Source organism: Pseudonocardia sp., from assembly GCF_050250275.1.
Lineage (GTDB): Bacteria > Actinomycetota > Actinomycetes > Mycobacteriales > Pseudonocardiaceae > Pseudonocardia.
The window spans coordinates 1-26806 of the sequence record NZ_JBFWOY010000008.1 but is presented as its reverse complement, the minus strand read 5'-3'; the positions used below and the strand labels follow the sequence as shown (position 1 = coordinate 26806).

Genomic DNA, 26806 nt, shown 5'->3' with positions numbered 1-26806 from the left:
ATTCATCAAACGGAGCCTTGAGAAGCCCGGAAAAATGCTGTTGACTATGACCCTGGATTTCAGGCCCGCTGGATCGACGACGACCCCGGGAGACCCCCATGCGCGAGTGGACCCCACCGCCGCACATCGCGACGATGACGCAGATCTCCGACTTCCGGGAGATCGACGAGATCTTGCGCTCCAAGGACTTCCGGCAGGGCTCGCACACCGAGAGCCGCCCGCTGTTCGCCGACTCGCTGCTCCTGCTCGACGGCCCCGGCCACCGGGAGCGGCGCCGGCTGGAGAACCCGCTGTTCGACCGCACCGCCCTCATGTACTACGACCACGAGGCGCTCAACCCGGTCGTGGAGAAGATGGTGCGCGACTGCCTCGCCGACGCCGGCGACGACGGCACCGTGACCGTCGACCTCGTCCCGCTCGTGCGGGCCATGCTGCACCGCATCGCGGCGACGACGACCGGCATCGACGGCGTCGACACCCCCGAGGCGACCGAGCGGTTCCGTCGCTTCCTCGAGGACCTGGGCGCCGCCGCGACCGTCGAGTGGTCGACCATGGACCACGACGAGGTGCTCGCCCACGGGCTGGCGCGGCGGGACGAGTTCGTCGAGGAGTTCTTCGGGCCGTCGGTGGAGCGCCGCAAGAAGATCGTGGCGGACTTCCACGCCGGCCGGATCGAGCGCGACGACGTGCCCGTCGACCTGCTCACCCTGCTGTACCTGCACTGGGACGACGCGTGGGACGACGAGTTCCCGCTGCGGGAGGCGACGCTGTTCCTCGTCGCCGCCACCCAGACGACGACGCACACGCTCCCGCACGTCATCGTGCACATGGAGGAGTGGCTGCGCGAGCACCCCGAGGACGCCGACAAGCGCACCGACCCGGACTTCCTGCGGCTCATGGTCAACGAGTCGCTGCGGCTGCACCAGCCGGCGCCGACCCTGCTGCGCTACGCCACCGCGGCCGTGACGCTCGCGTCGGGGCGCGAGGTCGCCGAGGGGGAGCGGGTCGCGCTGCTGTTCACCCCGGCCAACCGCGATCCCGCCGTCTTCGGCGAGGACGCCGGGAGCTTCAACCCCTACCGCGGCAGCCCGGAGCTGACCGGGGTGCGCCCGTGGGGGCTGACCTTCGGTGGCGGGGCGCACGTCTGCGTCGGGCGGCCGCTGGTCACGGGCCTGGCCAAGCGTGACGGCCAGGCGCCGACCGAGGGCACGATGATGCGCATCCTGCGCGCCCTCTACGCCGCCGACGTGCGTCTCGACCCGGCGAACCCGCCGGTCGCGGCCACGTCGAGCAGCCAGGACATGTACGAGAGCATGCCCGTGATCCTGACGCGGCGTTAGGTTTATAGCTACTATCACCCCGGATCTCGACGACGGCGTCGGGACCCGCCCCTGGAGGCTTCATGACCACGACGACGCCGACGGCGCTCGCCGAGCTCGAGGCGTTCGCCGCCGGTGCGAACACTCCCGACCCCTACCCGGTGTTCGCCCGGCTGCGTGCCGAGGCGCCCGTCGTGTGGAGCGAGCCGCTGCAGACCTGGATCGTCACCGGCTGGGCCGAGGTCACGCGCGGGTTCAAGGACGCCGAGACGTTCGGGCCGCTCACCGAGGGCGCCGGCAGCAGTGCGATCTACGGCCGCACCATCCTGCACATGTCCGGCGACGAGCACCGCCGCAAGGCCGCGATCGTCGCCCGCCGCATCCGCAACCGTCGCGAGCTGCGGGGCCCGCTGCGCGAGCGCATCGGCGCGCTCGTCGAGGCGCTCGGTGCGGAGCTGCCCGAGGCACCCGGCGTGGCCGACATCCGCGCCGCGCTCACGACCCCGTTGCCGCTCACCGTCATCGCCGAGCTGACGACGATGCACGAGGCCGTCAACTTCCCGCAGTGGTACCACGACCTCGCCGGCGCCAGCGTCTCCAACGTCTCCCGAGACCCCGCAGTGCACGCCCGCGGCGTGGCCGCCCGCGAGGAGATCGACGCCTGGCTCGACCCCGCGATCACCCGCAAACGCGCCGACCCCGGCGACGACCTGCTCTCCGACCTGTGCACCGTCGAGTACGAGGGCCAGCGGCTCTCGGACACCGAGATCAAGTCCAACACCGCGTTCTTCCTCGCCGCCGGCATCGAGACCACCGACCGCGCCCTGGTCAACCTGCTCGGCGGGCTCATCCGCCACCCCGAGCAGTGGGAACGGCTGCGCGCCGAGCCCGCCCTCGTGCCCTCCGCCGTCGCCGAGGTGCTGCGCTGGAAGGCGCCCGTGCAGGGATCGGTGCGCCAGGCCCTCGTCGACGCACAGCTGGGCGGGGCCTCGATCGCCGCGGGGGAGAAGCTGATCCTGCTGCTCGGCGCGGCCAACCGGGACCCGGCGGTCTTCCCCGACCCGGACACCTTCGACGTCGGGCGCTTCGCCGAGAACGCCGACCCGCAGTTCACGCCCGTCGGGCCGTTGCGCGCCTTCGGCGGCGGCGAGCACACGTGTTCGGGGTCGCTGCTGGCGAAGCTGGAGATGGAGCTCGCGCTCGAGCACCTCCTGCGGCGCTACCGGCGGCTCTCCTTCGCCGGCGAACCGCCCGTCGACGCCGGGTTCATGCTTCGTTCCGCTCCCGACCTGCAGCTGCTGCTGCACCCCTGAGGAGGACACCGTGACCCGCCTGTCGGGCAAGAGAGCCGTGATCACCGGGGCAGGCTCCGGCATCGGCCGGGGGACGGCGCTGCGGTACGCCGCGGAGGGCGCGTCCGTCGTGTGCGTCGACCGCGACGCCGCCGGTGCGGCCGAGACCGTCGCCATGATCACCGGCACGGGCGGTACGGCGCTCGCGCACGCCGCCGACGTCACCGAGGAGGCCGACGCCGAAGCGATGGTAGCGGCCTGCGTCGACACCTACGGCGGCCTCGACGTCCTGTTCGCCAACGCCGGGATCCCCGGCGTCGGCACCGGCGCCGACACGACGCTGCAGGCCTGGCAGCGGGTCATCGACGTCAACCTCACCGGGGTCTTCCTCTCCGACAAGTACGCCCTCAAACAGCTGATCGCGCAGGGGACGGGCGGGTCGATCGTCAACCAGGCGAGCGTCGGCGGGCTCGTCGGGGTCGCCGGGATCGCGCCCTACGCCGCCGCCAAGGCGGGAGTGATCGGGCTGACCCGCCAGCTCGCCGTCGAGTACGGGCCCGCGCAGATCCGGGTCAACGCGCTGTGCCCCGGCACGGTCCCGACCCCGCTCGTGCGCGCCACCTACGAGGCCCGCGGCGGGTTCGGCACCGATACGGGGGAGTCGGTCGACGAGACCCTGGAGATGCAGCGCACCCTGCGCTTCCCGCTCGGCCGCCTCGGCACCGAGGAGGACATCGCGATGGCCGCGGTCTACCTGGGCAGTGACGAGTCGACGTGGGTCACCGGCCAGATCTGGGCCGTCGACGGCGGGCAGACGGCGGCATGAGCGGGTATCCCGTGGACGGCATCGCGCGGATGCACCACGTCGGCATCCAGGTCGCCGACCTCGACCGCTCGCTCGCCTTCTACGAGGGACTGCTCGGGTTCGAGGTGATCACCCGCCAGGTGCGCGGCGAGGCCTACGCCGGCGAGGTCGTCGGCTACCCCGGGGTCGAGCTGCACCTCGCGCACCTGCGGCCGCCGAACTCCTCGGTCGTCGTCGAGCTGACCGAGTACCGCGGCGTGCAGCGCTCACCCGTCGACACCTCCACGGCCAACCCCGGCACGGCCCACACCTGCTACGTCGTCGACGACGTCGAGGCCGTCCACACCGCCCTGCTGGCCGCAGGCGTCCGCCCGGTGTCGCGCACGATCGTCTCCCCGGAGATCGGGATCGCCAAGGGCGGCAAGGTCGTCTACGTCCAGGACCCCGACGGCGTGCGCGTCGAGCTGCTGCAACTGCCACCGTCTCCGCCGAGCTGAGGGGATCCTCGTGCGCATCGACATCGATCTCGCCGCCTGCGCGGGCCACGGCCAGTGTGCCGCAACGTCGCCGGACGTCTATCACCTCGACGACGACGGGTTCGTCCTGGACGGCGCGACGGTCGCCGACGGGGCGGAGGACGACGCCCGCGAGGGCGCGTCGGCGTGCCCGGAGAACGCGATCACCATTCGGGACTGACCGCCCGGCGCGGTCGACCCACTGACAAGGAGGTGCGGACCCGTGCGTGTCTGGAACGGCGATCTCGGTCCGGAACACGACGTGCTCGTCGTCGGGGCGGGTGCGATCGGCCTGACCGCGGCCCTGGTCGCCGCCGACGCCGGCGCCCGCGTCGCCGTCCTGGAGAAGGCGCCCTACCTCGGTGGGACGTCGGCGGTGTCGGGCGGGATGTTCTGGATCCCGATGAACACCCGGATGGCGGCGCTGGGCCTGACCGACGACCGTGACGACGCGCTGCGCTACCTGCGCGCCGTCACCGCCGGGCGCACCGCCGACGACGTGCTGGCCGCCCTCGTCGACCGCGGCCCCGAGATGCTCGACTTCCTCGAGCGCCGGGCCGGGCTGCTCATGGCGCCCATGGACAACTTCCCCGACTACCACCCCGAGTGGGACGGCGCCCACCCGGGCGGGCGCTCGCTCGACCCCGAGCTCTACGACATCCGGCAGCTGGGTGAGCTGGCCGAGAGCCTGCGCCCCGACGCGCGGCTGCCGTTCACGATGCGCGAGTACGAGGAGTGGCGCATCTTCACCCGCTTCCCGACGGAGCTGCTGGAGCGCCGGGCCGCCGACGGCCTCGTGGCCCGGGGGCGCGCGCTGGTCGCACCGCTCGTCGCCGCGTGTGCCGATGCGGGCGTCACGCTCGTGACCGACTGCGGCGCGCAGCGGCTCCTCGTCTCCGACGACGCGATCGCGGGTGTCGTCACCGCCGACGGGCAGCACCTCGGCGCGAAGGCCGTCGTGATCGCGTGCGGCGGGTTCGAATGGTCACCGGAGATGGTCGACAACTATCTGTCCGGACCCGTGCACGGCAGCTGCAGCCCACCCCACAACACCGGCGACGGCATCCGGATGGCGGCCAAGGCCGGCGTGAAGCTCGGGTCGATGCGCGAGGCGTGGTGGGGCCCGATGGTGCTCGTCCCCGGCGACGAGACCGACGGCTCCCAGACCGGGACGTTGCTGCGCTTCGAACGCACCGGGCCGCACACCGTGATCGTCAACCGCAACGGGCAGCGGTTCGTCAACGAGGCCCACAACTACAACGACATGACCAAGGCGTTCCACCTGTTCGACCCGGGCGCCTACGACTTCGCCAACCTGCCCGCCTACCTGATCTTCGACGAGCAGCACCTGCGCGAGTACGGCTTCCTGGCCCACCGGGCCGGGCAGCCGACACCGTCGTGGATCCACACCGCGCCCACGATCACCGAGCTCGCCGCCCTGCTGGAGATCGACCCGGCCGGCCTCACCGAGACCCTCGACCGCTTCAACGCCAACGCGCGCAACGGCGTCGACCCCGACTTCCACCGCGGCGCCAGTGCCTACGACCGGTACTGGGGGGACCAGCACGCGCCGCACCCCGCGCTCGGGCCCGTCGAGACCGCACCGTTCTACGCCGTCGAGGTCGTCTCCGGGGTCATCGGCACCAAGGGTGGCATCGTCACCGACGGCACCGGCCGGGCCCTCGACGCCTTCGGTGATCCCGTCCCGGGCCTCTACGCCGCGGGCAACACCACCGCGCACCCGATGGGCCCCGGCTACCCGGGCGCCGGCGCCACCCTCGGCCCCGGCTCGACGATGGCCTACACCGCGGGCCTCGCAGCGGTCGAACAACTCGGCCTGCGCCCGGTCTCCACCTGATCCACGGTGCCGGGGGTGGCGCGGTGCCGTTCCCGCACCCGAGCGCGCCGCCGCACGCCGGGCGGCTGCACCTGGAGAGCCGCCCGGCCCGCGAGCTGCGCGAGCACGGCGGGGTCGACCCGCACGCTCACAGGGTGACGAAGACCTTGACCACCGACGCGGCGCCCGTGATCGCGTGGTCGAAGGCGGCGGCGACGTCGTCGAGGGGGTAGGTGCCGGTCACGAACCGCGCCACCGAGTCCTTCTGCGCGCCGACGACCTCCAGGGCCTCCGGGAACAGGCCCGCGCGGGCGCCGACGACGGTCACGCCCCGGAACAGCACCGTCGGCACGGGGACGACGATGTCGTGGGCGGCGACGCCGACGACGACGAGCCGGCCCCCGTTGCCCACCGCACCCAGCGCGGACTCCAGCCCGGGCTTCGTGCCGGAGGCCTCGAAGGCGACGTCGGCACCCTCGCCGTGGGACCAGTCCGCGACCGCGCCGGGCTCGGCCGCCGGGTCGACGACGCGGGCGGCGCCCAGCTCCGCGGCGAGGGCGCGGCGCGCCGGGACGGGGTCGCTGACCAGGATCTCGTGGCCCGCCGCGGCGGCGCAGACCGTGATCGCCAGCCCGATCGGGCCGGCGCCGACGATCGCGAGCCGCTCGTCCCCGCGCAGCTCGGCGCGGGCCACGGCCATGGTCGCGATCGAGAAGGGCTCGACGAGCGCGGCCTCGGTCGGGGTCAGTCCGGGGGCGCCGTGGAGCTGGCCGACGGGGGCGACGACCTGGTCGGCCAGCCCTCCCGGCAGCGCGACGCCCAGCGCCCGGAACGACGTGCAGGCCGGCCACGCCCCGCGGGTGCAGGGGCGGCAGGCACCGCACGGGATCGCCGGGTTGATCGTGACGGTGTCGCCGACCTGCAGCGGGCCGTCGTAGCCGCGGGGGAGCGCGGCCAGCGTGCCGCCGACCTCGTGTCCCTGCCGCAGCGGGAACCCGGTGTCGTGGCGTTCACCCAGGTACATGTGCAGGTCGGTGCCGCAGAGCCCGACGGTGCCGACGTCGACGACGGCGTCGCCGGGGCCGGGGTCGGGGTCGGCGACGGCCTCGACGCGGATGTCGCGGGGTCCGGTGGTGACGGCGGCGCGCACGGTCTACTCCTGTCCGGGGAGCACGGCCCGCGTCGCCTTCAGGAGGTGGCGGGCGCGGCTGGTGGGGTCGAGGTCGGCGGTCAGCCGGTCGGACTGCACCTCGACGCTGACGGGCAGCCCGGCCGGCAGGGCGGCGAGCAGGTCGTGCAGCGCCAGGTCGCCCTCGCCGGGTGCGAGCCGGTGGTGGCGGGCCTCGTCGGCGACGGCGTCGAGGTCGGCGGGGCCGGCGGCGGGTCCGTCGCAGATCTGCCAGTAGCCGATCCGCTCGGGCGCGACGGCCGCGACGTCGGCGGGGGACTCGCCGCTGCGCCGCAGGTGCAGGGCGTCGACGAGGACGGCGGCGACGTCCGGCCCGGCGCCGCTGTCGTCGAGGGTGGCGACGGCCGCGGCGAGCGTCGGGATCCGGGTGAACCGCATGAACTCCAGCGCGATCCGGGTCGGCCCGCCGCGGGCGGCCCCGACGAGGGTCGCGAGCTCGGCGCGGGTGGCGGCGGGGTCGGGGTGGCTGCTGACGGTGAGCAGGAAGCGCGCGCCGAGGACGACGGCGAGGTCGAGCAGGCGCAGCGCCTCGCCGATGTCGCGGTCGGGGCCGAGGCGGACGACCTCGAGGTCGAGCAGGGTGAGGCCGTGGTCGTCGGCGCGGCGGCGCAGCGCCGCGACGACCGTCGGGCCGGTGTCGGCGTCGAGGCGCAGCCCGGCGGCGTCGTAGCCGGTCGCCGCGGCCGCGTCGAGGGTCGCCTCGGGCCCGGCATCGAGCACCGTCCCGGCTGCCAAGGAGATCAACGAATGCTCCGAACGTAGTAGCTAGGGTTGGGACGACGGGTGCTCGGCGTCACTGCACACCGGCGAGGGCGAGCAGGCCGAGCACCGTCGTGTGGACGGGCACCGGGATGCCGTGTGCGTCGGCGAGCCGCGCGACGGCCGCGGCCATCCCTGACAGCTCGGTGCGGCGGCCGTTGCGGACGTCGGTGCACATCGACGTGTAGTGCTCCCCGGTGCCGGCCCAGACCGAGCGGGCGTGGGCCAGCGCCGCCTCGCGGTCGAGCTCGACGCCCTCGGCGTGGGCCACCGCGACGACCTCGGCGACCATGCGCTCGGCCAGGTCGCGGCCCTCGGGGCTGTTCCACACGGTCGCGACGGTGACGCGCGGGACCGCGCTCAGCGGGCTCATCGACGCCAGCGCCAGCTTGTTCCAGATCAGGGTGTCGACCTTCGGGACCGCCTCCGCGCCGAGGCCGGCCGCCTGCAGGGCGGCCGCGACGGCGGCGCCGCGCTCCAGCGGGGCACGGCCACGGCCCATCCGGCCGAGGTCGGTGCGTGAGGCGCCGGCGGCCGTCGACACCGAGACGGTGATCCGGCCCGGCTCGGCCAGCGCCGCGCCGACCGTCGTGGTGCCCACGAGCGTGCGTTCCTCGCCGAACACGTCGGCGACCAGCGCGTCGGTGCCCAGCCCGTTCTGCAGCGGGACCGCGACGCCGTCGGGTGCGAGGACGTGGGCGGCAGAGGCGGCGGCCGCACCGAGGTCGTAGGACTTGGTGAGCAGCAGCAGGACGTCGAGCGACCCGGGCGCGACGTCGGTGGTGCGGGCGGCGACGGGGACGTCGACCTTCCACGGGTCGCCGCCGGGCGGGTCGACCTGCAACGGTCCGGCGGCGAGTGCCCGGACGTGGGCGCTGCCGCGTCCGACGAGCACCACGTCGGCTCCCGCACGGGCCAGCTGGGCGGCGTAGGCGGAGCCCACCCCGCCCGCCCCCAGTACCCCGATACGTCCCGTCATCGCGACTCCCTCCGGTCGGTCGCGGCGTCGCGACCCGTAGCAGCGCCCCTCGGATTCCGGGAGCCCGGTCCGGTGCAAACCCTGACCATAAAAGCGTCACTAGAACCCTAGCGCCGCAGCTACGGGCCGGGCTAGCCTTCCGGTCAGGCGACGCCGCCCAGGCCGGAGGTGGCGTCCCGGACCGGAGGAAGCGATGAGTCTCACCGAGAGCGAGAAGGCGCCGACCACCGCGACGGGCGTGACCGCCGTCGTCAGCGAGAGCGACCCGCGGTTCCAGATCGCCGCGGCGCGCCGGATCCTCCACCGCGAAGGACTGGACAGTCAGGTCGGCGGCCACGTGAGCGTGCGGGTTCCCGGCGAGCAGGCCTTCCTCGTCACGCCCTTCCAGTACTTCGACGAGACCCTGCCCGAGCACGTCAGCAAGGTCGGGTTCGACCTGAAGGTCATCGAGCAGGGCACGCTGCCCGCCTCGCCCGGCATCAACTTCCACGCGTCCATCTACCTGGCGCGCCCGGACGTCAACTGCGTGATCCACACGCACGCGAAGAACATGTCGGTGCTGAGCACCACGGGTGAGCCCTTCGGCATGTACTACGACTACGCCTCGCTGCTGCTCGACGAGGTCGTCCCGTGGACCGACGACCCGAACCTCGTCCCGTCCGAGGAGGGCGACCTCATGGTCGCGCAGCTCGGCGGGAAGAAGGCCCTGCTCATGGGCCACCACGGCTCGCTGCACGTGGGCGACACGCTCGAGCGGGTCACCATGGAGGCGCTGATCATGGAGATGTGCGCCGGCTACCAGCTGGCGGCCATGGCGGTGAACGGCAAGCAGCTCGACCGCCGGATCGCCGAGAGCTACCGCGGCGCGTACCTCAAGAACGAGTTCCGCGAGCAGATGTGGATCGCGAACTACCGCCGTCTCCTGCGTAGCGATCCGGACCTCTTCGCCACACTCAAGCAGGACTGACAACCAAGCGTCGTCGGTCGGGTCACGACGGTCACGACGCCCGGGGAGCTTTCCGACGGGAGCTCCGGCGGGCCGTCGTGACCGTCGCGGCGTGCCCGCGACCGGAGGGATGGACGTGGCAGGAGACGGACGCGGGACGGGTCGTCCGACGGGCCTTCGGGCCCGGCGGGCCGCCGCCGCGATCACGGTCGCCGATCTACGCCGCGCGGCGCGCAAGCGGTTGCCGCGCATGGTCTTCGATTTCGTCGACGGCGGTGCCGAGGACGAGCTGACCGTCACCGAGAACGAGGCGGCGTTCGACCGGGTGGCGTTGCGGCCACGGGTGCTCGTCGACGTCTCCGAGCGGCCACAGGCCGTCACGGTGCTCGGCAGGCGCCTGGAGATGCCGGTCATCCTGGGCCCGACCGGGCTCATGCGGATGGTCTCCCACGAGGGCGAGCTCGCCTCGGCCGCCGCGGCGCATGCGTTCGGCACGGTGTCGGTGACGAGCTCCGGATCGAGCGTCTCCATCGAGGACGTGGCCGCCTCGGTGGACTCGCCGCAGTGGTTCCAGCTCTACCCCTGGGGCGACCGCTCGACCGTCGAGAACATCATCGCCCGCGCGCGCGACCTCGGGTTCGGGGCGATGGTCGTGACCGTCGACGTGCCGGTCGTCGGCGCGCGGGAGAAGGACCTGCGCAACGGGCTCACCGTCCCGCCGCAGGTCAACCCGCGTACGGGCTGGGACCTGGTGCGCCATCCGGGCTGGCTCGCAGGGTTGCTGAGCCACCCGAGGCCGACGTTCGCGAACTTCACCGGACTCATGACCGAGGCCAAGGGCACGACGGGCCTGGCCGTCTACACCAACGGGCTGCTCAACCCGGCGCACACGTGGCGCGACCTCGAGTGGATGATCGAGCGCTGGGGCGGACCGGTGGTGCTCAAGGGCGTCATGACCGGCGAGGACGCCAAACGCGCCGTCGACGTCGGCTGCGGGGCGATCGCGGTGTCGAACCACGGTGGCAGGCAGGCCGACTCGGTGCCCGCCGCGCTCGACGTGCTGCCCGAGGTCGTCGACGCCGTACCCGCCGACGTCGACGTGCTCCTCGACGGCGGCATCCGCCGCGGCGGGGACGTGGTCAAGGCGCTCGCGCTGGGCGCCAGGGCCTGTCTCGTGGGCCGGCCCTGGGTCTACGGGCTCGCCGCGGGCGGCACCGCGGGTGTCGAGCGGGCGCTCGCGATCCTGCGCGACGAGATCGACCGCACACTCGCTCTCGTCGGACGGCCGGGCGTCGGGGCGCTCGACCGGTCCGTCGTCGGCCCGTGGCCGCGCGCCGCCGCAGCCCTCCGCGACCCGTTCGCGGGCGACGCGGCGGCTCCGTCTCCAAATCGTGAACATCGCAATCGTCGTTAGCTTCTTGACGACGCTTCTTTGTGACCCCTACATTTCCGCGGAGTTGCGGGCGTCACACGTCCGTGCACCACTCCCAGCCGGAGGAACCCCGATGATGCGTAAGCCCCTCCTGTTTGCGGCAGCGGCCGTCACCGCGCTGCTCGCGACCGCATGTGGAAACGTCTCGAGCAGCTCGGGCGCCGGGGGAGGTGAGACCCCGCCGGGGATCACGGCCGACCAGATCACGATCGGCGCCACGCTGCCGATCACCGGCACCGCGGCGGTGTCGGGGCAGGGCCTGCAGGCCGGCATCGAGATCGCCGTCGACGAGATCAACGCCAACGGCGGCATCGGTGGCCGCAAGGTCACGGCGGTCATCCTCGACGACGGCTTCACTCCCGACCGCGTCGTCACCAACGTCCGGCGCCTGGTCTCGCAGGAGAACGTCTACGCGATCGTCGCCCCCGCGGGCTCGCAGGGCCTGCCCGGGACCTGGCAGTTCCTCGCCGAGAGCAAGACGCCGATGTGGGGCCCGATCTCCCCGGCCGACCCGAAGCAGGCCGAGGTCTACCTGCTCAGCGCCACCCGCGCCGCGCAGGGCGCGGTCGCGATCGACTACTTCGCCAAGAAGGGCGCCAAGCGCCTCGCGGTCATCAAGCAGGACAACGACCTCGGTGTCTCGGCCAAGCAGGCGCTCGACGCGCAGCTGCCCAAGCACCCGGACATGCAGCTCGTCGCCGACGAGACCACGGCCACCGGCAGCACCGAGGTCAGCTCCGCGGTCAACAAGGTCGTCGCGGCCAAGCCCGACGCCGTGCTGCTCGCCGAGGACAACACCTCGACCGCGCTGATCCTCAAGCAGCTGCGGGCGCAGGGCTTCACCGGAATGGTCTTCGCCGACCAGGGCGCCGGCGGCACCGGCGGCCCGTCGACCGTCGGCCCGGCGGGCGAGGCGGCCGAGGGCTTCCTCGGCGGCATGCAGGCCGACACCGTCTCCACCGACAACCCCGCCGTCGAGCACTGGCGTGAGCTGGCGAAGAAGAGCGGCAAGCTGCAGGCCGAGAGCGGGTTCTCGCTGCAGACCTACAGCTTCGTCCAGGCGTTCGGTGAGCTGGTCAAGCGCATGGGTGACGACGTCTCCTACGCGAACTTCCAGAAGACCGCCGAGGGCCTCAAGTCCGACCCGATCAAGCTCGGGTCGATCCCGGACATCGAGTGCGGACCGCTGCCCGACGGACACACCTGCGCCAGGCAGGCCGGTATCGCGAAGTACACCGGTGGTAAGTGGGTCGTCGAGCAGGAGTTCATGGCCCCCATCTGATCCGCACCACCCCGGGAAATGACCCGGTCCTGACGGGCCGGGCCGAGCAGGAAGGAGAGAAAACGTGCTGCAGACCATCGTCAGCGGGCTGGAGTCCGGAAGCTGGTTCGCCCTGCTCGGCCTGGCCATCGTCGTCGTCATGAAAGCTGCCGACGTCCCCAACTTCGCCATGGCGGAGATGGGGCTCGTCGCCACCTACGTCGGGATCTCCCTCGCCGCGGCGGGGTTGCCGTTCTGGATCACCGTGCTCGCGACACTCGTCGTCGGCATCGCACTCGGGGTGGTCATCGACGCCGGGCTCATGCGCAGGCTGTCGAAGTACGGGCACTTCCCGTTGCTGCTGATGACGATCGGCCTCTCGCTCGCGCTCAACGCGGTCGTCGGCCTGATCTGGGGCCACGACCCCCGCAGCTTCCCCGCACCCTGGTCGGGTGTATCGGTGGGCGTCGGCGGCGGTGTGTCGATCGGCGTCTCGCAGATCGTGTCGATCGTCGTCGGGCTCGTCGGCGCCGTCGCGATCACGATGTTCTTCCGGTCGCCGACCGGGGCGCAGATGCGCGCCGTCGCCGAGAACCGGGCGACCGCACGGCTGATCGGTGTCAACGCGGGCCGGCTGTCGGCCATCGCGTGGGGCATCGGCGGCCTGATCGCCGCGGTCACCGTCATGCTGCAGGCGCAGTCGTCGCTCGTCTCGACGATCTCGCCGACCTCGTTGATCATCTACGGCTTCGTCGCCGCCACGATGGGCGGCTTCACGTCGCTGATCGGCACCTTCGTCGGCGGCCTGATCCTGGGAGTCATCCAGCAGTTCGTCGGCACCTACATGTCGACCGCGGCGCAGTTCTCCGTCGCGCTGCTGGTCGTGTTCCTGGTCCTGGTCCTGCGCCCCGACGGATTCACCAAGGGAGTGAGGTTGCGCGATGTCTGACTCGACCGAGGTGCTCGCGAGCGCCCCGACCCCCGGGCCGGCCGCCGTCGCGGCCGGGATCCGGGCCAACGCCGGCGCCGCCGACGAGGGCGGGCACGGCTCGGGCCTGCGCAAGGGCATCGTCGCGATCGTCGCCCTGCTGCTCCTGTTCACGGTGCCGTTCGTCGCCAACACCTACCTGGTGTTCGTCCTGAGCCTCACGCTCGTCTACGCGATCTCGACCGTCGGGTTCAACCTGCTCGTGGGCTGGTCGGGCCAGATCGGGCTCGCCCACGCGGCGTTGTTCGCACTCGGCGCCTACGGGAGCGCGGTCATCGTCAAGCAGGGGATCCCGTTCCTGATCACGATCCCGCTCGCGGGTGCCGTGGCCGCCCTGCTCGCGGTGGTCATCGGGTTCCCGGCCGTCCGGATGAAGGGCTTCTTCCTCGCCATCGCGACGCTCGCGCTCGGCATGGCGATCGTCGAGCTGCTGGTGTTCGCACGGCCGATCACCGGCGGCGGCGCGGGTATGAACGTCCAGGTCTGGACGCTGCCCGGCATCACCGGCAGCGCCTCGACCTACTTCGCGATCGTCGTCGTCGCCGCGCTGACGTTCTTCCTCACCCGCCGGGCCCTGCTCGGCCGCTTCGGCCGCACCCTGCAGGCGGTGCGCGACCTCGGGCCGCTCACCGGCTCGCTCGGGGTGTCGGTGCTGCGCTACCGACTCGTCGCGTTCGGGCTGTCCGGGTTCATCGCCGCCGTCGCCGGCACGCTGTACTCCCAGCTGCAGACGTTCATCTTCCCGGCCATGTTCCACATGAACCTGCTGGTCCCGATGCTGGTCATGGTCTTCGTCGGTGGCGCCGGGTCGCTGTGGGGCCCGCTGGTGGGCGCGGCGTTCGCCGTCGTCATCATCGAGTTCTTCCAGGACCTCGGCGACCAGCAGGCCATCGCCTACGGCCTCGTCCTGATGGTCGTGATCGCGCTGCTGCCGGGCGGGCTCACCTCGCTGTTCCGTACCGTCCGCGACTCCCGGTTCGGGGCGGCACTGTTGCGGCGCAAGCCCGCGACGCCGGTCCCCGGTACCGAGGGCACCGCCGCACCGGCGACCGCCGTGGCGGAGACCTCTGCGCCGGGCACCGCTGCGAAGGAGGACGCGTGATGTCCACCGAGACCGTCGGCGCCGGCGACACGGCCACCCCGTCGCGGGAGGCCACGCCGGTCGTCGAGTTCGACGGGGTCGACAAGTCCTTCGGCGGCAACTCCGTGCTGGAGGGCGTGAACCTCGCGGTGCGCCCCGGGTTCACCGGGCTCATCGGCCCCAACGGCGCCGGCAAGACGACCTGCCTCAACGTCGTCTCCGGCTACCTCAAGCCCGACGCCGGCGACGTGCGCCTGCGTGGGGAGAGCGTCATCGGCCTGCGGCCCGACAAGGTCGCCCGGCTCGGCGTCTCCCGCACCTTCCAGACCCCGCGGCTGATCCCGAACCTGTCGGCGGTCGAGAACGTGATGGTCGGTGGCGGCCGCCATCACCGGCACGGGCACATCGCCGAGCTGTTCGGTGTCCCCGCCGCCCGCCGCGACGAGAAGGACCAGCGCGCCCGCGCCCGCGAGCTGCTGGGTATCTTCGGCCTCGGCGAGCACCCCGACCGGGCGGCGAACCAGTTCCCGATCGGCAGCCAGAAGATCATCGAGGTCGCCCGGGGCCTGCTCAACGACCCCTCCCTGCTGCTGCTCGACGAACCCGCCGCCGGTCTCGGTGCCGAGGACGTCGACCGGCTCGTCGACGGCCTCAACGGCTGGCTGGCGGAGCGGCCCGAGGCCGCCGTCATGATCATCGAGCACGATCTCGAGCTCATCACCCGGCTGTGTCCCACGGCCGCGGTGCTGCACTTCGGGCGGATCATCCAGAACGGACCGCCCGCAGACGTCCTGCGCGACCCCGTCGTCGTCGAGGCCTACCTGGGAGCCGACGTTGCTGCTGGAGATTGACGATGCCCGGACCGGCTACGGCGGTCTGGAGGTCCTGCACGGGGTGTCGCTGCACGTCGAAGAGGGTGAGATCGTCACCGTCCTCGGGCCCAACGGCACCGGGAAGACGTCGCTGATGCGCCTGCTGTCGGGGGTGCTGCCGCTGTGGTCTGGCCGCATCACCTTCGACGGCAAGGACCTCGGCAAGCTGCCCCCCAACAAGCGGGCGGGCCTCGGGCTCTGCCAGCTGCCCGAGGGCCGCGGCATCTTCCAGACGCTCACCGTGGGGGAGAACCTCGACCTGGGGCTCGCCGCCCGCCGCGTGCAGGGCTCCGCCGCGAAGGCCGACCGCGACCGCGTCCTCGAGTTGTTCCCGGAGCTCGCGGGCCGCCTCGACCAGTCGGCGTCGTCGCTGTCGGGCGGGCAGCAGCAGATGCTCGCGCTCGGCCGCGCGCTGATGAGCCAGCCCCGGCTGCTGCTCATCGACGAGCTGTCGTTCGGCCTCGCGCCGCGCATCGTGCGGGACCTGTTCGACGTCGTGCGCGACCTGCGCGATCACGGCGTGACGCTGCTGGTCGTCGAGCAGCAGGCCGCCGCGCTGCGCGTCTCGGACCGCACCTACATCCTGCGCGGCGGGCGCAACGAGCTGACCCGCAACTCCGACGAGCTGCTGGCCTCCGACGAGCTGGTGAGCTCCTACCTGCGCTGACCGCGGTACACCCGAGGGGGACGGATGACGGGGGACACAGGGGAGCTGCACCTGCTGCAGCTGCCCGACCAGCTGCGCGCGCTCGACCCACCGGTCGACCCGCGCGTCCTGGAACTGGTCGAGGCCGAACACGCCCGCTGGCGCGGGCTGCACGACCGGCTCATCGCACTGATCGTGCAGCTCATCGACGTCGCCGCCGACGCGACGGGCGGTGAGCACGCCGTGAACGACGTCATCACCCGGATGATCGGCGAGACGACCGTCAGCATCGACGACCTCGTCGGCTCCGGCGCCGCCGTCGACCCGGCGGAGATCGCGGCGCTGCTGCGGGCGCACGGATCGGTCGGCACGGTCTCCTCGGCCGGGCCGACCACGACGTTCCGGCACGCCTGCGGCAGCGGCGGGCACTACTGGCGTGAGAACCCCGACGTCGCGATGGTCGCCGAGGGCGAGGTGCCCGGCGTCCCCGGCGGCCACCCGCGCTACTGCGCGCGCTGCATCCGCAGCATCGAGAGCCACGCCCACGGGGCCTGGACGGTCACCCCGCCCGACACCCCGGAACAGACCTGCACCTGGCAGGTCACGGTCGCGCAGTGAACGTTCGTCGTATCGAGGAGAAGCCATGAGTGCCGTAGCGACGGCCGTCGTCACCGGCGCGGGCAGCGGCATCGGTGCCGTCATCGCCCGCCACGCCGGCAAGGCCGGCTACCGCGTCGCCTGCTGGGACATCGACGAGGCGGCCGCCGCGGCCACCGCGTCGGCGATCGGTGACGCCGCCACCGCCCGACGTGTCGACGTGGCCTCCGAGGAGTCCGTCGTCGCCGGGTTCGAGGCCCTCGACGGGCCGCCGTCGCTCGTGGTCAACAACGCCGGCCTGGTCCGCTTCGGCCCGCTCGCGACGCTGTCGGTCGCCGACTGGAAGGCCGCGCTCGACGTCAACCTCACCGGCACGTTCATCGTCGCCCGCCACGGTGCCACCCGCATGCGTGGGGGCGGGGCCGTCGTCAACATCTCGTCGATCAACGGGATCGCCGCCGCCCCCAACGGGGGCGCCTACACCGCGACGAAGGCCGCGGTCATCCGGCTGACCGAGCAGATGGCGCTGGAGTGGGCGGCGACGGGGGTGCGTGTCAACTGCGTGGCCCCGGGCCTGATCAACGCCGGCATGTCCGACGCCATCTACGCCGACCCGGAGATCCGCGCGCTCCGGCAGGGGCAGGTGCCCCTCGGCGAGCTGGGCACGGCCGAGCAGGTCGCCGACGCCGTCATGTTCCTGGCCTCGCCCGCCGCCGCGTACATCACCGGGCAGACCATCGCCGTCGACGGCGGCATCACGGTCGCCGCACTGGCGCGGATGGCGCGCCCGAAGTCGGTCGACTCGGTCGGGGCCGAGGGCCCCGGCCCGACGCAGGAGGTCTCGTGAAGCAGGTCGCCGGGACGTCGGTGCTGGTCACCGGCGGTGGCAGCGGAATCGGTGAAGGCGTGGCGCGGCTGTTCACCGCCCGCGGCGCGCGCGTGACGATCAGCGGCCGCCGCGAGGACAAGATCCGCAAGGTCGCCGACGACATCGGGCCCGGGTGCATCGCCGTCGCGGGGGACGTCACCGTCCCCGCCGACCGCGAGCGGATGCTGGCCGCCGCGATCGAGCACGGCGGCGGGCTGGACACGCTCGTCAACGCCGCGGGCAACATGTACCGCGGGAAGATCGACGAGCTCGACGAGCAGCAGATGCTCGAGCTCTACCACGCCAACGTCGTCGGCCCGGTGCAGCTGACCGGGCTCGCGATGCCCGCGCTGCGGGAGCGGTCCGGCTCGGTCGTGGTCTTCGGGTCGGTGCACACCCAGCGCGCGTTCCCCGGCGCCTCCCCGTACGCCGCGACCAAGGGCGCGCTCGAGGCGCTGACCGGTGTGCTGGCCGCCGAGCTGGGCCCGCAGGGCGTCCGGATCAACTGCATCCGCCCCGGCGGCGTCTACACCGAGATCAACGAGCGGGCCGGTCTCGGCACCCCCGAGCAGGCCCAGGAGCGGCTCAAGGGGCTGGCGGCGGCGCACGCGATCGGCCGGATCGGCACCACCGAGGAGGTGGCGGAGGCCGTCCTCTACCTCGCCGAGGCGGAGTGGGCCACCGGCAGCATCCTGACGATCGACGGCGGACTGTCGCTCGGCGTCACGAACGACTGAAAGGCCTTCCGAGATGGAGCTCTACCACGTCGGCTACGTCGTCGACGACATCGAGAAGGCGATGGCGGCACTGTCGGCCACGGCCGGCCGGACCTGGTCGGAGATCCGGCCGCGGCACCTGAAGGTCCGGGTGCACGACGACCCGACGATCGTCGAGATCGAGCTCCTGGCCGCGTACTCCCGTCCCGGCCCGCCCTACGTCGAGCTGATCCAGGACGTGCGCGGCGGCATCTGGTCCGGTGCCGCCCACGGCGGGGCCAGGCTCGACCACCTCGGCTACTGGGAGGCCGACCTCCCCGGGCGCGTCGCCGCGCTGCGCGAGGCCGGCGCCACCCAGGTCGTGCACGCCGTCGACGACTCGGGCGACCCCGTCCGCTTCGCCTACGTGCGCGCCCCCGGCGGCGGGCCGTGGCTGGAGCTGGTCGACGAGGCCGTCAAGCCGGAGCTGATGGCGTGGATCGAGGGCTCGTCGTGACCTCGGCCGACGAGCTGACCTGCGACGTCGTCGTCCTCGGGACGGGGCCGGCCGGGATGGCCGCCGTCGCGGCGGCCGCCGCCGAAGGGGCCGACGTGGTCGCCGTCGAGGCGCTGGACCACATCGGCGGCAACTGCGTCTGGTCCACCGGCTACCTGACGTTCGTGTGCTCGGCGATGCAGGCCGAGCAGGGGCTGGCCGACGACGTCGAGACCTTCGTCGCCGACGCCGCGCGGATGACGGCCGAGGCCGCCGAGGGCTACGGCATGGTCGTCGACGAGGATTTGGTGCGGCTGTTCGGCCGCGAGAGCGCCGAGACCTACGACATCCTCACCGCCCGCGGCGTGCGGTTCAGCCGCTTCATCCCACGCCCGAAGCAGCACACCGTCGACCGGATGGCCGCCGTCGTCGACCCGTGGATGTTCTCCGCGGCGTTCGAACCCGACTTCGCCCTGCCCAACGTCCGGACCCTGTTCGCGACGACCGCGCGCCGGCTGCGCACCGACGGCGGCCGGGTCACCGGCGTCCTGGCCGACGGCCCCGGCGGCACGGTGTCGATCACCGCCCGCGGCGGCGTGGTCCTCGCGACCGGCGGCTACCAGTCCAACCCCGAGCTGCGGCAGCGCTACCAGCCGAACTTCCTCGCCCGCGGGCCCTACCTCGGGGTCGACACCTGCCGCGGCGACGGCCACCTCATGGGCCAGGCCGTCGGCGGCGACCTGGTCAACATGACGTTCGTGCCACCGCTGGTGATCGTGTCGTCGTCGCTGGTGGAGGACGCGATCGCGGTCAACGGGTCCGGCGAGCGGTTCCACGACGAGGCCGGTGTCTACGAGGAGCGCGTCGAGGCGCTGCTGGCCCAGCCCGGCCGGCGCGGCTGGTACGTCGTCGACGACGTCGTCGCCCGGGAGAAGGCGACGCTGATCGGGCAGATGCCCGAGCCTGCGGTGCAGGCGCCGACCCTCGGCTCGCTCGCGGATGCGATCGGAGTGCCGCGCACGGCGCTGGAGGCGACCGTCGAGGGCTGGAACGCCTTCCTCGCCACCGACGCCGCCCGTGATCCGCTGACCGGGCGCGTCGTCATGCCGCCCGACCGGCGCACCTGCGCGACCGCGCCGTTCACCGCGATCCCCATGGTGGTCGGGGTCAACTTCGTCTCCGGTGGCTTCCGGGCCACGCAGTCGTTGCAGGTCATCGACGTGTTCGGGGCCCCGATCCCCGGGCTGTACGCGGCGGGGGACTGCCTCGGCGGGCTCGGCGGGACCGCGGAGCTGGGCGGCACCCGCATCTCCGGCGGCTTCACCCTCGGCCGCCTCGCCGGGCGGGCCGCGGCCCGCGGCGAGTCCGACACGACGGTGCGCCACAGCGTCCAGGGTGCGTTCCTGCCGACCAAGCTGGACACGAAGATCGCGCTCGTGCACCTGGCCGACCGATGACGGTTCCCGATGGTGTCGTCGCCCAGCTCCAGGAGCTGGGCATGTCGATGTACGAGGCCAAGGCCTACCTCGCGCTGGTCGCCGCGGGGGAGCCGCTCAACGGCTACGAGGTCGCGAAGCGTTCCGGCGTGCCGCGCAGCACCGTCTACGAGACGCTCGGCAAGCTCACCGCCAGCGGCGCGACCTACGAGGTCCGCACCCACGACGACACCGTCACCTACCTGCCGCTGCCGCCCGCGTCGCTGATCGACCGGCTCGGTCGCCGTTACGAGTCGACCCTCGGCGCGCTGCGCGCCGCACTGCCCTCGATCGCGCCGCCTGCACGGGTACACCTGATCCACAACCTCACCGGCCGCGAACCGCTGCTCGAACGCGCGGGCGACGTCGTGTCCGGGGCCCGGCACGACCTGTTCCTGTCCACCTGGCCCCAGGAGGGCACGGAGCTCGCGGGCCTGGTCCGCGACGCCGACGCCCGCGGCGTCGCCGTCACCACGCTCACCTACGGCGACGACGAGGACCTGCCCGGCCACGCCTACGAGCACACGCTCTCCCCGCCCGCGGTGGTGCTGGAGAACCTGGGCTGCCGGCTGTTCGTGGCCGTCGCCGACCGCCGCGAATGCGTCATCGGCGGGTTCGTCGACTCCGACGCGTGGGGCATCTTCTCCGACAACCCCGCCGTCGTCCTGGTCGCGGTCGAGTACGTCCGTCACGACATCGCCATGCAGCTCGTGGCCGCCCGGTTCCCCGCCGACGAGGTCGCCAGCTTCTGGAGCACCGACGACGACATCACACGGCTGCGCTCCGACCACGGTTTCGCCGCCAGCGCCCTGCGCGCGGGGGGGACCGAGGGGGACCGTCCCACCGGCCCGCGCCGTGGCGGCCGCCGCCGGGGCCGCAGCGCCTGACCGCCTCCCGCCGGGGTCGAGCGGGCCGGTGCCGGCCACGGTCGACCCGCCGCGCCCGGACCCGCCACCCCTCGACCCCGACGGGTCCGCGGCGGGAGCCGTCGAGCTGTTCTCCGCGGGCCCGAACACCGTTATCGTCCGTCGGATGTCGCTGCCGACGATGCCGTCGCCCGGTGCACCGTCACCGTCACCGTCGACGGCGAGGGTGTCGTCGTGACCACGACCCGCGAGGCGCCGCCGGACGAGGTGGTCGCCGCCGACGACGACGACCCCGGGCGCCCGGTGCGGCGGTGGTTCGCGCCGAGCCTGCCCGGGCTGTGGGGTGCGCTGATCCTCGCGTGCCTGTCGTTCACCCCGTCGCTGCTGCCGCGCACCGGGCTCCTGCAGGGCGCGGTCGCGGGCATCGGCGCGATCCTCGGTTACGGGATCGGCGTCCTCGTCGCCGTCGTGTGGCGGGCCTTCGCCGGGCGCGACCCGCGCCGGGCCCGGCGGGCGTCGGCGGTCGTGTTCGCCGTCGTGGCCGTGCTCGCCGTCGCGGCGGCGGTGGTCGCGGGCCGGCTCTGGCAGGGCCGGCTCCGGGAGCTGATGGGCCTCCCGGCGCAGGGGTGGGGGGAGAGCCTGCTGGCGGTGCCGGTCGCCGTCGTCGCCTTCGTCGTCCTGCTGGCGGTGTGCCGGCTGCTGTTCCTGCTGGGGCGCGGCACCGGCCGGTTGCTCTCGCGCTGGATGGGCCGCCGCGGCGCCCGGGCGCTGGGCGGGCTCCTCGTCGGTGCGGTGGTGGTGTACCTCGTCAGCGGGCTCGCCCTCGACAGCTTCTTCACCGCCACCGACCGCGCCTTCGCCGCCGCCAACGACGTCACCCCCGACGGGGTCACCCGCCCCACCTCCGACCTGCGCTCCGGCGGCTCCGAGTCGCTGATCAGCTGGGACTCGCTCGGCCGGGAGGGGCGCATCTTCGTCGCGGGCGGGCCGTCGGCCGCCGACATCGCCGCCTTCACCGGCACCCGCGCCGCCGACCCGATCCGCGTCTACGCCGGTGTCGACTCCGCCGACACCGCCGAGGCCCGCGCCGCGCTCGCCGTCGCCGACCTCGAACGGGCCGGTGCGTTCGACCGGGCGCGGCTGCTCGTCGCCACCACCACGGGGCAGGGCTGGCTGGACGCGGGCGCGATGTCGTCGTTCGAGTACGTCGCGGGCGGCGACTCCGCGATCGTCGCCCTCCAGTACTCGTTCGTGCCGTCGGGCTTCTCCTACCTCGTCGACGCCTCCCGGGCGCGGGCCGCGGGCCGGGCACTGTTCGACGCCGTCTACGGGAGGTGGGCCTCGCTGCCGGTGGATCGTCGTCCGCAGCTCTACGTCTTCGGGGAGAGCCTGGGGTCGTTCGGGGCGGAGGCGGCGTTCAGCGGTGAGGCCGACCTGCGCAACCGCACCTCGGGCGCCCTGTTCGTCGGCCCGCCCAACTTCAACGCCCTGCACACCGAGTTCCGTGACGACCGCGATCCCGGCAGCCGCGAGGTCGAGCCCGTCTACCGCGACGGCCGTACGGTCCGGTTCAGCACCGACGTCGCCGCCGGGGCCCCGCCCGTCGCCGCACCGTGGGCCGGTTCGCGGACGTTGATCCTGCAGCACCCGTCGGACCCGATCACGTGGTGGAGCCCGCGGCTGCTGTTCAGCCGGCCCGACTGGCTCGCCGAGCCGCGCGGGCGCGACGTGCTCCCGTCGATGACGTGGCTGCCGATCGTCACGTTCTGGCAGGTCACGCTCGACATGCCCGCTGCCGCCGAGGTCCCCGAGGGCCACGGTCACCGCTACACGGCCGAGTCCGTCGACGCCTGGGCGCTGCTGCTGCGCCCGCCCGACTGGACACCGGAGCGGGCCGACCAGCTGCGCGCGATCGTCGCGCCCCGCTGACCTGCGCGGTCAGCTGCCCGCGAGCAGCTCGACGACCGGGGCGAACTGCTCCACGAACTGGACGTTGACGCTGATGTAGGAGGTGCCGATCTTCTCGCGGCGGCGCTGCAGCTCGTCGGCCATCTGCTGCGGGGTGCCGCGCAGCATCGTGAGGGCCTCGGCGGCGATCAGCTCGTCGGCGTCGACGCCCATGAACTGCGTCGTCCACGGCGGCACCTCGTCGCCGACGACGAAGATGTTCATGGCCAGTTCGACGGCGCCGGCGCGGTCGCCTGCCCGGGCGCGCAGGTCGTCGGCCATGGCGGCCATCTCGTCGATGTTCGCGAGCGGGCCTGCGGCGAGGGTGACGATGTCGGCCTTGGCCGCGGCCAGCGCGCGGGACCTGGGCCCGCCGGCGGCGACGAGGACGGGCGTGCGCGGTCCGTCGCCGTCGAGCTCGCGGACGCGGTCGATCGTGGCCCCGACCTGGGCCAGGCGTTCGGCAGCGCTGCCGTAGGGCATGCCGAGACGCTCGGCCGACTGCTTCGCCGCCGGGATGCCGGTACCGATGCCGAGCTCGAAGCGCCCGCCGGTCAGCACCGTCATCGAGTGCGCGTCCCAGGCGGCGGCCATCGGCGTGCGCAGCGGGGAGGCCAGGACGAAGGTCGCGACGCGCAGGTCGGGAGCCGCCGTCGCGGCGACGGCCAGCGACGGGAACGGTGAGAGCAGCGCGAACCCGTCGGGCATCAGCAGGGTCGAGTAGCCGAGCCCGGCGACGCGGCGGGCGGTGGCACACCAGGAGTCACCGTCGCCCTGCGGTGTGGCGACGACGCCGAAGCGGAAGGTGCCGGTCATGGTTCCTCCTCGTCAGATCGTTACACCACAGAACGATTCTCCGACGACTATCGTTTGTCAACTGATACGGTGCCGCCATGACCACCGAGGTGTCGCCGCCGGGTCCCGGACCCGGGTCGGCGTTCCTGCTCGCCCAGATCGGCGCGCACGCCGCGATGCGCTTCGCCGAGCGGATCGGTGCGCTCGACCTGACGCCGCCGCAGACGGGGCTGCTACGGGCGGTCGCGGCCGCGCCGGGGCAGTCGCAGCAGACGCTCGCCGGGATCCTGGGGACGCCGCCGAGCCGGCTCGTCGCGCTCGTCGACCAGCTCGACGAGCGGGGTCTGGTGGAGCGCAGGCGCAACCCGGCGGACCGCAGGCTGCACGCCCTGCACGTCACCGCGGCGGGGGAGAAGTTGTTGCAGCGCATCGCCGACGTCGGCCGTGAACACGACGACGCGATGTGTGCGGCGCTCGACGACGGCGAGCGCGCGACGCTGCGGGTCCTGCTCGGGCGGATCGCCGACGAGCAGGGCCTCACGCCGGGGGTGCACCCCGGCTACCGGCACGCGTGAGTCAGGCTCCCGCGAGCTCCAGTGCGACCTCGAGCGCCGCGGCCTGCCGTTCGTCGGCCGAGACCGGCAGGCTCTCCTGGTCCATGAATGCCCCGAGGTGCAGCGCGATGACGGCCAGGCGCATGCGCATCTGGTCGGCGGCCGACGCGTCGGGGTCGACGACGGCGCGGCTCATCGCGAAGAACCGCGCCTTCATGTCCTTCGCCGCCGCGACGTCGCGCAGTGACGACTGGCCCTCCTGCATGAGCCGTGCGACCTGCGCGGCCGACGGTCCGGCCAGCAGGCCCTGGTAGCGGCGGATCACCTCGGAGCGGGTCCCGGGGCCCGGGCCCTCGCCGCGTGCCCACTCGACGATCTCGTCGACCCCGGCGAGGAAGTCGTCGAACAGGGCGCCGACGATCTCCTCCTTGGTCTTGTAGTGGTAGTACACCGCGGCCTTGGTGATGCCCAGGCGTTCCGCGATCTCGCGCAGTGACGTGCCGTCGTAGCCGCGTTCGGCGAACAGCTCGAGTGCCACCGCGCGGATCTGCGCACGGGTGTCCGTGCGTCGTGCGTCCGTCACCACTCACCTCCGGGCCGTGATGGCCGTCATCTTACTTGCCGACCGGCTAGTGTCGGCGTAGCTTACCTCCCAGAGCCTACTAGCCGGCTGGCTAGTAAGAGCAGATGCATCCGGGGGAGGACCGAGATGAACGAGGCGACCGGGACCGCGACCGCCACGCCGGGCGAGGCACAGCGGGCCGGCACGCACCGCGCCGGGCCCGGCAGCGGCCCGCCGGCCATGTCGTCCACGACCCGGGCGACGGCGACGGAGACGGAGACGGAGACACGGCCGGGCCGCCACGTGGCGACCACGGCCCCCGCCGAGGAGGACCCGCCACGCAGCAGACGCGAGATCTACACCGTCCTGTCCGGACTGATGATCGCGATGCTGCTGGCGATGCTCGACAACATGATCGTCGGCACCGCGATGCCGACGATCGTCGGCGAGCTGGGCGGGCTGGCCCACCTGTCGTGGGTCGTCACCGCCTACGCCCTCGCCACCGCCGTCGCGACACCGGTCTGGGCCAAGCTCGGTGACCTGTTCGGCCGCAAGGGCGTCTTCATGGTCTCGATCGTCGTGTTCCTCGCCGGGTCCGCGCTGTCGGGGCTGGCACAGAACATGGGCGAGCTGATCGCGTTCCGCGGCATCCAGGGCCTCGGCGCCGGTGGCCTGATGGTCGGCGCCATGGCGATCATCGGCGACCTCGTCCCACCGCGTGAGCGGGGCCGCTACCAGGGAATGATGGCCGCGGTCATGCCGATCGCGTTCGTCGGCGGCCCGCTGCTCGGCGGGTTCCTCACCGACAACCTGAGCTGGCGCTGGGCGTTCTACATCAACATCCCGCTCGGCGTGCTGGCCCTGGTCGTCATCTGGTTCACGATGAAGCTGCCGGGCCGCCGTGCGCAGGTCTCCATCGACTGGGCCGGTGCGGGCCTGCTGGCCGCCGCCGTGTCGGCGCTGACCCTGCTCACCAGCTGGGGCGGCACCGAGTACCCGTGGGGCTCGTGGCAGATCATCGGGCTGGGGGTGCTCGCCGTCGTCGCCACCGTCTGGTTCGTCCGGGTCGAGCGCCGCGTCGCCGAGCCGATCCTGCCGCTCGCGCTGTTCAAGGCCCCGAACTTCACCCCCGCCGTCGCGCTGACGTTCCTGACCGGCTTCGCGATGTTCGGTGCGGTGACGTTCCTGCCGCAGTACCAGCAGATCGTCCAGGGCGCGTCGGCGACGAGCAGCGGGCTGCTCCTGCTGCCGCTGATGGCGGGCATGCTCGTCACCTCGCTCGCGGGTGGGCAGTTCGTCACCCGCACCGGCCGCTACCGGATCCTGCTGATCGCGGGCTCGTTCGCGATGGCCGCCGGCCTCGGCCTGCTGTCACTGCTGGCCGTCGACACCACGCGGCTCACCAGCTCGCTGTTCATGGTCGTGCTCGGCGTCGGGATGGGCTTTCTGATGCAGACGACGATGCTCGTCGTGCAGAACAGCGTCGACCGCAAGGACATGGGCGCCGCCAGCGGTGCGGCCACCCTGTTCCGGACGATCGGCGGCTCGCTCGGGGTGTCGCTGCTGGGCACGCTCTACGCCCAGCACCTGCAGTCCTCGCTCACCGCCGGCCTCGGCGCTGCGGCGGGTGCGCAGGTCAGCGGGGGCCAGCTCACCCCGGCGATGCTGAGCGGGCTGCCCGTGCAGGTGCAGGAGGCGTTCCGCGCCGCGGTCACCTCGGGGGTGTCGACGGCGTTCCTGTGGGCGGCCGGGGTCGCGCTGGTCGCGGTCGTCGCGGCCTTCGTGATCCGCGAGGTGACGTTGCGGGGGAGCACCCCGGCGGCGCCCGCACCCGAGGCGGTCGCCGCGGGCTGACCGCGGCGGTACCGCCGGCTGATCGCACGAACGGCACGGTCGCGCAGCCCGGGTGGTGTCTCGGGGTCGTCGCAACACCTTGATCGTGGAGGGTTGCGATGGCCCCGAGTGCCCGGCGAGATGTGGGATGGCGCAAGCCTGACCGGTTCACCACCTACGTTGCCCTGGTGAACCAG

General features: G+C 72.9%; 27 protein-coding genes. 22 read left to right on the top strand and 5 right to left on the bottom strand.

Annotation, left to right across the window (positions count from 1 at the left end; all coding sequences use genetic code 11):
* Positions 1 to 98 precede the first annotated feature (98 nt).
* The 6 genes from AB7F12_RS09725 (at position 99) to AB7F12_RS09700 (ending at position 5789) form a co-directional block, all read left to right on the top strand.
* A complete protein-coding gene (locus tag AB7F12_RS09725) occupies positions 99 to 1340 on the top strand; it encodes a cytochrome P450 (RefSeq protein ID WP_428497224.1) in 1242 nt (413 codons plus the stop codon).
* Positions 1341 to 1402: 62 nt separating this feature from the next.
* Positions 1403 to 2632 (top strand): cytochrome P450, encoded by a 1230-nt coding sequence (locus AB7F12_RS09720; protein ID WP_428497225.1) that lies wholly within the window; start codon positions 1403 to 1405, stop codon positions 2630 to 2632.
* Positions 2633 to 2642: 10 nt separating this feature from the next.
* The gene (locus tag AB7F12_RS09715) at positions 2643 to 3437 is read left to right on the top strand and encodes an SDR family NAD(P)-dependent oxidoreductase (protein WP_428497226.1); all 795 of its coding nucleotides are present in this window, start codon (positions 2643 to 2645) and stop codon (positions 3435 to 3437) included.
* Entirely contained in the window at positions 3434 to 3913 is a 480-nt protein-coding gene (locus AB7F12_RS09710) for a VOC family protein (protein WP_428497227.1), read from the top strand. The genes AB7F12_RS09715 and AB7F12_RS09710 overlap by 4 nt, the downstream gene beginning before the upstream one ends.
* A gap of 10 nt (positions 3914 to 3923) precedes the next feature.
* Complete coding sequence (locus AB7F12_RS09705; protein ID WP_428497228.1) at positions 3924 to 4112, top strand: ferredoxin; 189 nt, start codon at positions 3924 to 3926, stop codon at positions 4110 to 4112.
* 42 nt (positions 4113 to 4154) lie between these two features.
* Positions 4155 to 5789: an FAD-dependent oxidoreductase gene (locus tag AB7F12_RS09700; protein ID WP_428497229.1), complete on the top strand. Its 1635-nt coding sequence runs from the start codon at positions 4155 to 4157 to the stop codon at positions 5787 to 5789.
* A 127-nt stretch (positions 5790 to 5916) separates the two neighbouring features.
* Here the strand turns inward: AB7F12_RS09700 and AB7F12_RS09695 are convergent, their stop codons facing one another.
* Genes AB7F12_RS09695 through AB7F12_RS09685 form a run of 3 tightly spaced genes read right to left on the bottom strand, consistent with a single transcriptional unit; the run spans position 5917 to position 8695 of the window.
* Positions 5917 to 6918, bottom strand: coding sequence for a zinc-dependent alcohol dehydrogenase (locus tag AB7F12_RS09695; protein ID WP_428497230.1), 1002 nt, complete (start codon positions 6916 to 6918; stop codon positions 5917 to 5919).
* Between the two features lie 3 nt (positions 6919 to 6921).
* Positions 6922 to 7701: a sugar phosphate isomerase/epimerase family protein gene (locus tag AB7F12_RS09690; RefSeq protein ID WP_428497231.1), complete on the bottom strand. Its 780-nt coding sequence runs from the start codon at positions 7699 to 7701 to the stop codon at positions 6922 to 6924.
* Between the two features lie 49 nt (positions 7702 to 7750).
* Entirely contained in the window at positions 7751 to 8695 is a 945-nt protein-coding gene (locus AB7F12_RS09685) for a ketopantoate reductase family protein (protein ID WP_428516754.1), read from the bottom strand.
* Positions 8696 to 8888: 193 nt separating this feature from the next.
* Between AB7F12_RS09685 and AB7F12_RS09680 the strand changes: the two genes are divergently transcribed.
* From AB7F12_RS09680 to AB7F12_RS09615, 14 genes are all read left to right on the top strand, one after another.
* Positions 8889 to 9662, top strand: a complete 774-nt coding sequence (locus AB7F12_RS09680; protein WP_428497233.1) for a class II aldolase/adducin family protein — start codon at positions 8889 to 8891, stop codon at positions 9660 to 9662.
* 109 nt (positions 9663 to 9771) lie between these two features.
* Complete coding sequence (locus AB7F12_RS09675) at positions 9772 to 11055, top strand: alpha-hydroxy acid oxidase (protein WP_428497245.1); 1284 nt, start codon at positions 9772 to 9774, stop codon at positions 11053 to 11055.
* 94 nt (positions 11056 to 11149) lie between these two features.
* Positions 11150 to 12355 (top strand): ABC transporter substrate-binding protein, encoded by a 1206-nt coding sequence (locus tag AB7F12_RS09670; RefSeq protein ID WP_428517202.1) that lies wholly within the window; start codon positions 11150 to 11152, stop codon positions 12353 to 12355.
* Between the two features lie 64 nt (positions 12356 to 12419).
* Complete coding sequence (locus AB7F12_RS09665; protein ID WP_428497235.1) at positions 12420 to 13283, top strand: branched-chain amino acid ABC transporter permease; 864 nt, start codon at positions 12420 to 12422, stop codon at positions 13281 to 13283.
* Positions 13276 to 14424 (top strand): branched-chain amino acid ABC transporter permease, encoded by a 1149-nt coding sequence (locus AB7F12_RS09660; RefSeq protein WP_428497236.1) that lies wholly within the window; start codon positions 13276 to 13278, stop codon positions 14422 to 14424. The genes AB7F12_RS09665 and AB7F12_RS09660 overlap by 8 nt, the downstream gene beginning before the upstream one ends.
* Positions 14424 to 15254, top strand: coding sequence for an ABC transporter ATP-binding protein (locus AB7F12_RS09655; protein WP_428497237.1), 831 nt, complete (start codon positions 14424 to 14426; stop codon positions 15252 to 15254). The genes AB7F12_RS09660 and AB7F12_RS09655 overlap by 1 nt, the downstream gene beginning before the upstream one ends.
* Positions 15238 to 15942 carry an ABC transporter ATP-binding protein gene (locus tag AB7F12_RS09650; protein ID WP_428497238.1) on the top strand — a complete coding sequence of 235 codons (705 nt, stop codon included), beginning with the start codon at positions 15238 to 15240 and terminating at the stop codon, positions 15940 to 15942. The genes AB7F12_RS09655 and AB7F12_RS09650 overlap by 17 nt, the downstream gene beginning before the upstream one ends.
* A 24-nt stretch (positions 15943 to 15966) precedes the next feature.
* The gene (locus tag AB7F12_RS09645; protein WP_428497239.1) at positions 15967 to 16539 is read left to right on the top strand and encodes a hypothetical protein; all 573 of its coding nucleotides are present in this window, start codon (positions 15967 to 15969) and stop codon (positions 16537 to 16539) included.
* A gap of 25 nt (positions 16540 to 16564) precedes the next feature.
* On the top strand, positions 16565 to 17365 hold the full coding sequence (locus AB7F12_RS09640) for an SDR family NAD(P)-dependent oxidoreductase (protein ID WP_428497240.1): 801 nt from the start codon (positions 16565 to 16567) through the stop codon (positions 17363 to 17365).
* A complete protein-coding gene (locus AB7F12_RS09635; RefSeq protein WP_428497241.1) occupies positions 17362 to 18123 on the top strand; it encodes an SDR family NAD(P)-dependent oxidoreductase in 762 nt (253 codons plus the stop codon). The genes AB7F12_RS09640 and AB7F12_RS09635 overlap by 4 nt, the downstream gene beginning before the upstream one ends.
* 13 nt (positions 18124 to 18136) lie before the next feature.
* Positions 18137 to 18598, top strand: a complete 462-nt coding sequence (locus AB7F12_RS09630; RefSeq protein ID WP_428497242.1) for a VOC family protein — start codon at positions 18137 to 18139, stop codon at positions 18596 to 18598.
* Positions 18577 to 20034, top strand: a complete 1458-nt coding sequence (locus tag AB7F12_RS09625; protein ID WP_428497243.1) for an FAD-dependent oxidoreductase — start codon at positions 18577 to 18579, stop codon at positions 20032 to 20034. The genes AB7F12_RS09630 and AB7F12_RS09625 overlap by 22 nt, the downstream gene beginning before the upstream one ends.
* A complete protein-coding gene (locus AB7F12_RS09620; RefSeq protein WP_428497244.1) occupies positions 20031 to 20939 on the top strand; it encodes a TrmB family transcriptional regulator in 909 nt (302 codons plus the stop codon). Before AB7F12_RS09625 ends, AB7F12_RS09620 begins: the two co-directional genes overlap by 4 nt.
* A gap of 213 nt (positions 20940 to 21152) precedes the next feature.
* Positions 21153 to 22847, top strand: a complete 1695-nt coding sequence (locus AB7F12_RS09615) for an alpha/beta hydrolase (protein ID WP_428517200.1) — start codon at positions 21153 to 21155, stop codon at positions 22845 to 22847.
* 9 nt (positions 22848 to 22856) lie between these two features.
* Here AB7F12_RS09615 and AB7F12_RS09610 read toward each other — a convergent pair whose 3' ends face one another.
* A complete protein-coding gene (locus AB7F12_RS09610; protein WP_428502748.1) occupies positions 22857 to 23681 on the bottom strand; it encodes an LLM class flavin-dependent oxidoreductase in 825 nt (274 codons plus the stop codon).
* 77 nt (positions 23682 to 23758) lie between these two features.
* On the opposite strand from AB7F12_RS09610, the gene AB7F12_RS09605 reads away from it, so the two are divergent.
* Positions 23759 to 24235: a MarR family winged helix-turn-helix transcriptional regulator gene (locus AB7F12_RS09605; protein ID WP_428502749.1), complete on the top strand. Its 477-nt coding sequence runs from the start codon at positions 23759 to 23761 to the stop codon at positions 24233 to 24235.
* Between the two features lies 1 nt (position 24236).
* Here the strand turns inward: AB7F12_RS09605 and AB7F12_RS09600 are convergent, their stop codons facing one another.
* Positions 24237 to 24797 carry a TetR/AcrR family transcriptional regulator gene (locus AB7F12_RS09600; protein WP_428502750.1) on the bottom strand — a complete coding sequence of 187 codons (561 nt, stop codon included), beginning with the start codon at positions 24795 to 24797 and terminating at the stop codon, positions 24237 to 24239.
* 126 nt (positions 24798 to 24923) lie between these two features.
* Here AB7F12_RS09600 and AB7F12_RS09595 point away from each other — a divergent pair, with 126 nt between their 5' ends.
* Complete coding sequence (locus tag AB7F12_RS09595) at positions 24924 to 26630, top strand: MDR family MFS transporter (protein ID WP_428502751.1); 1707 nt, start codon at positions 24924 to 24926, stop codon at positions 26628 to 26630.
* Positions 26631 to 26806: the final 176 nt, after the last annotated feature.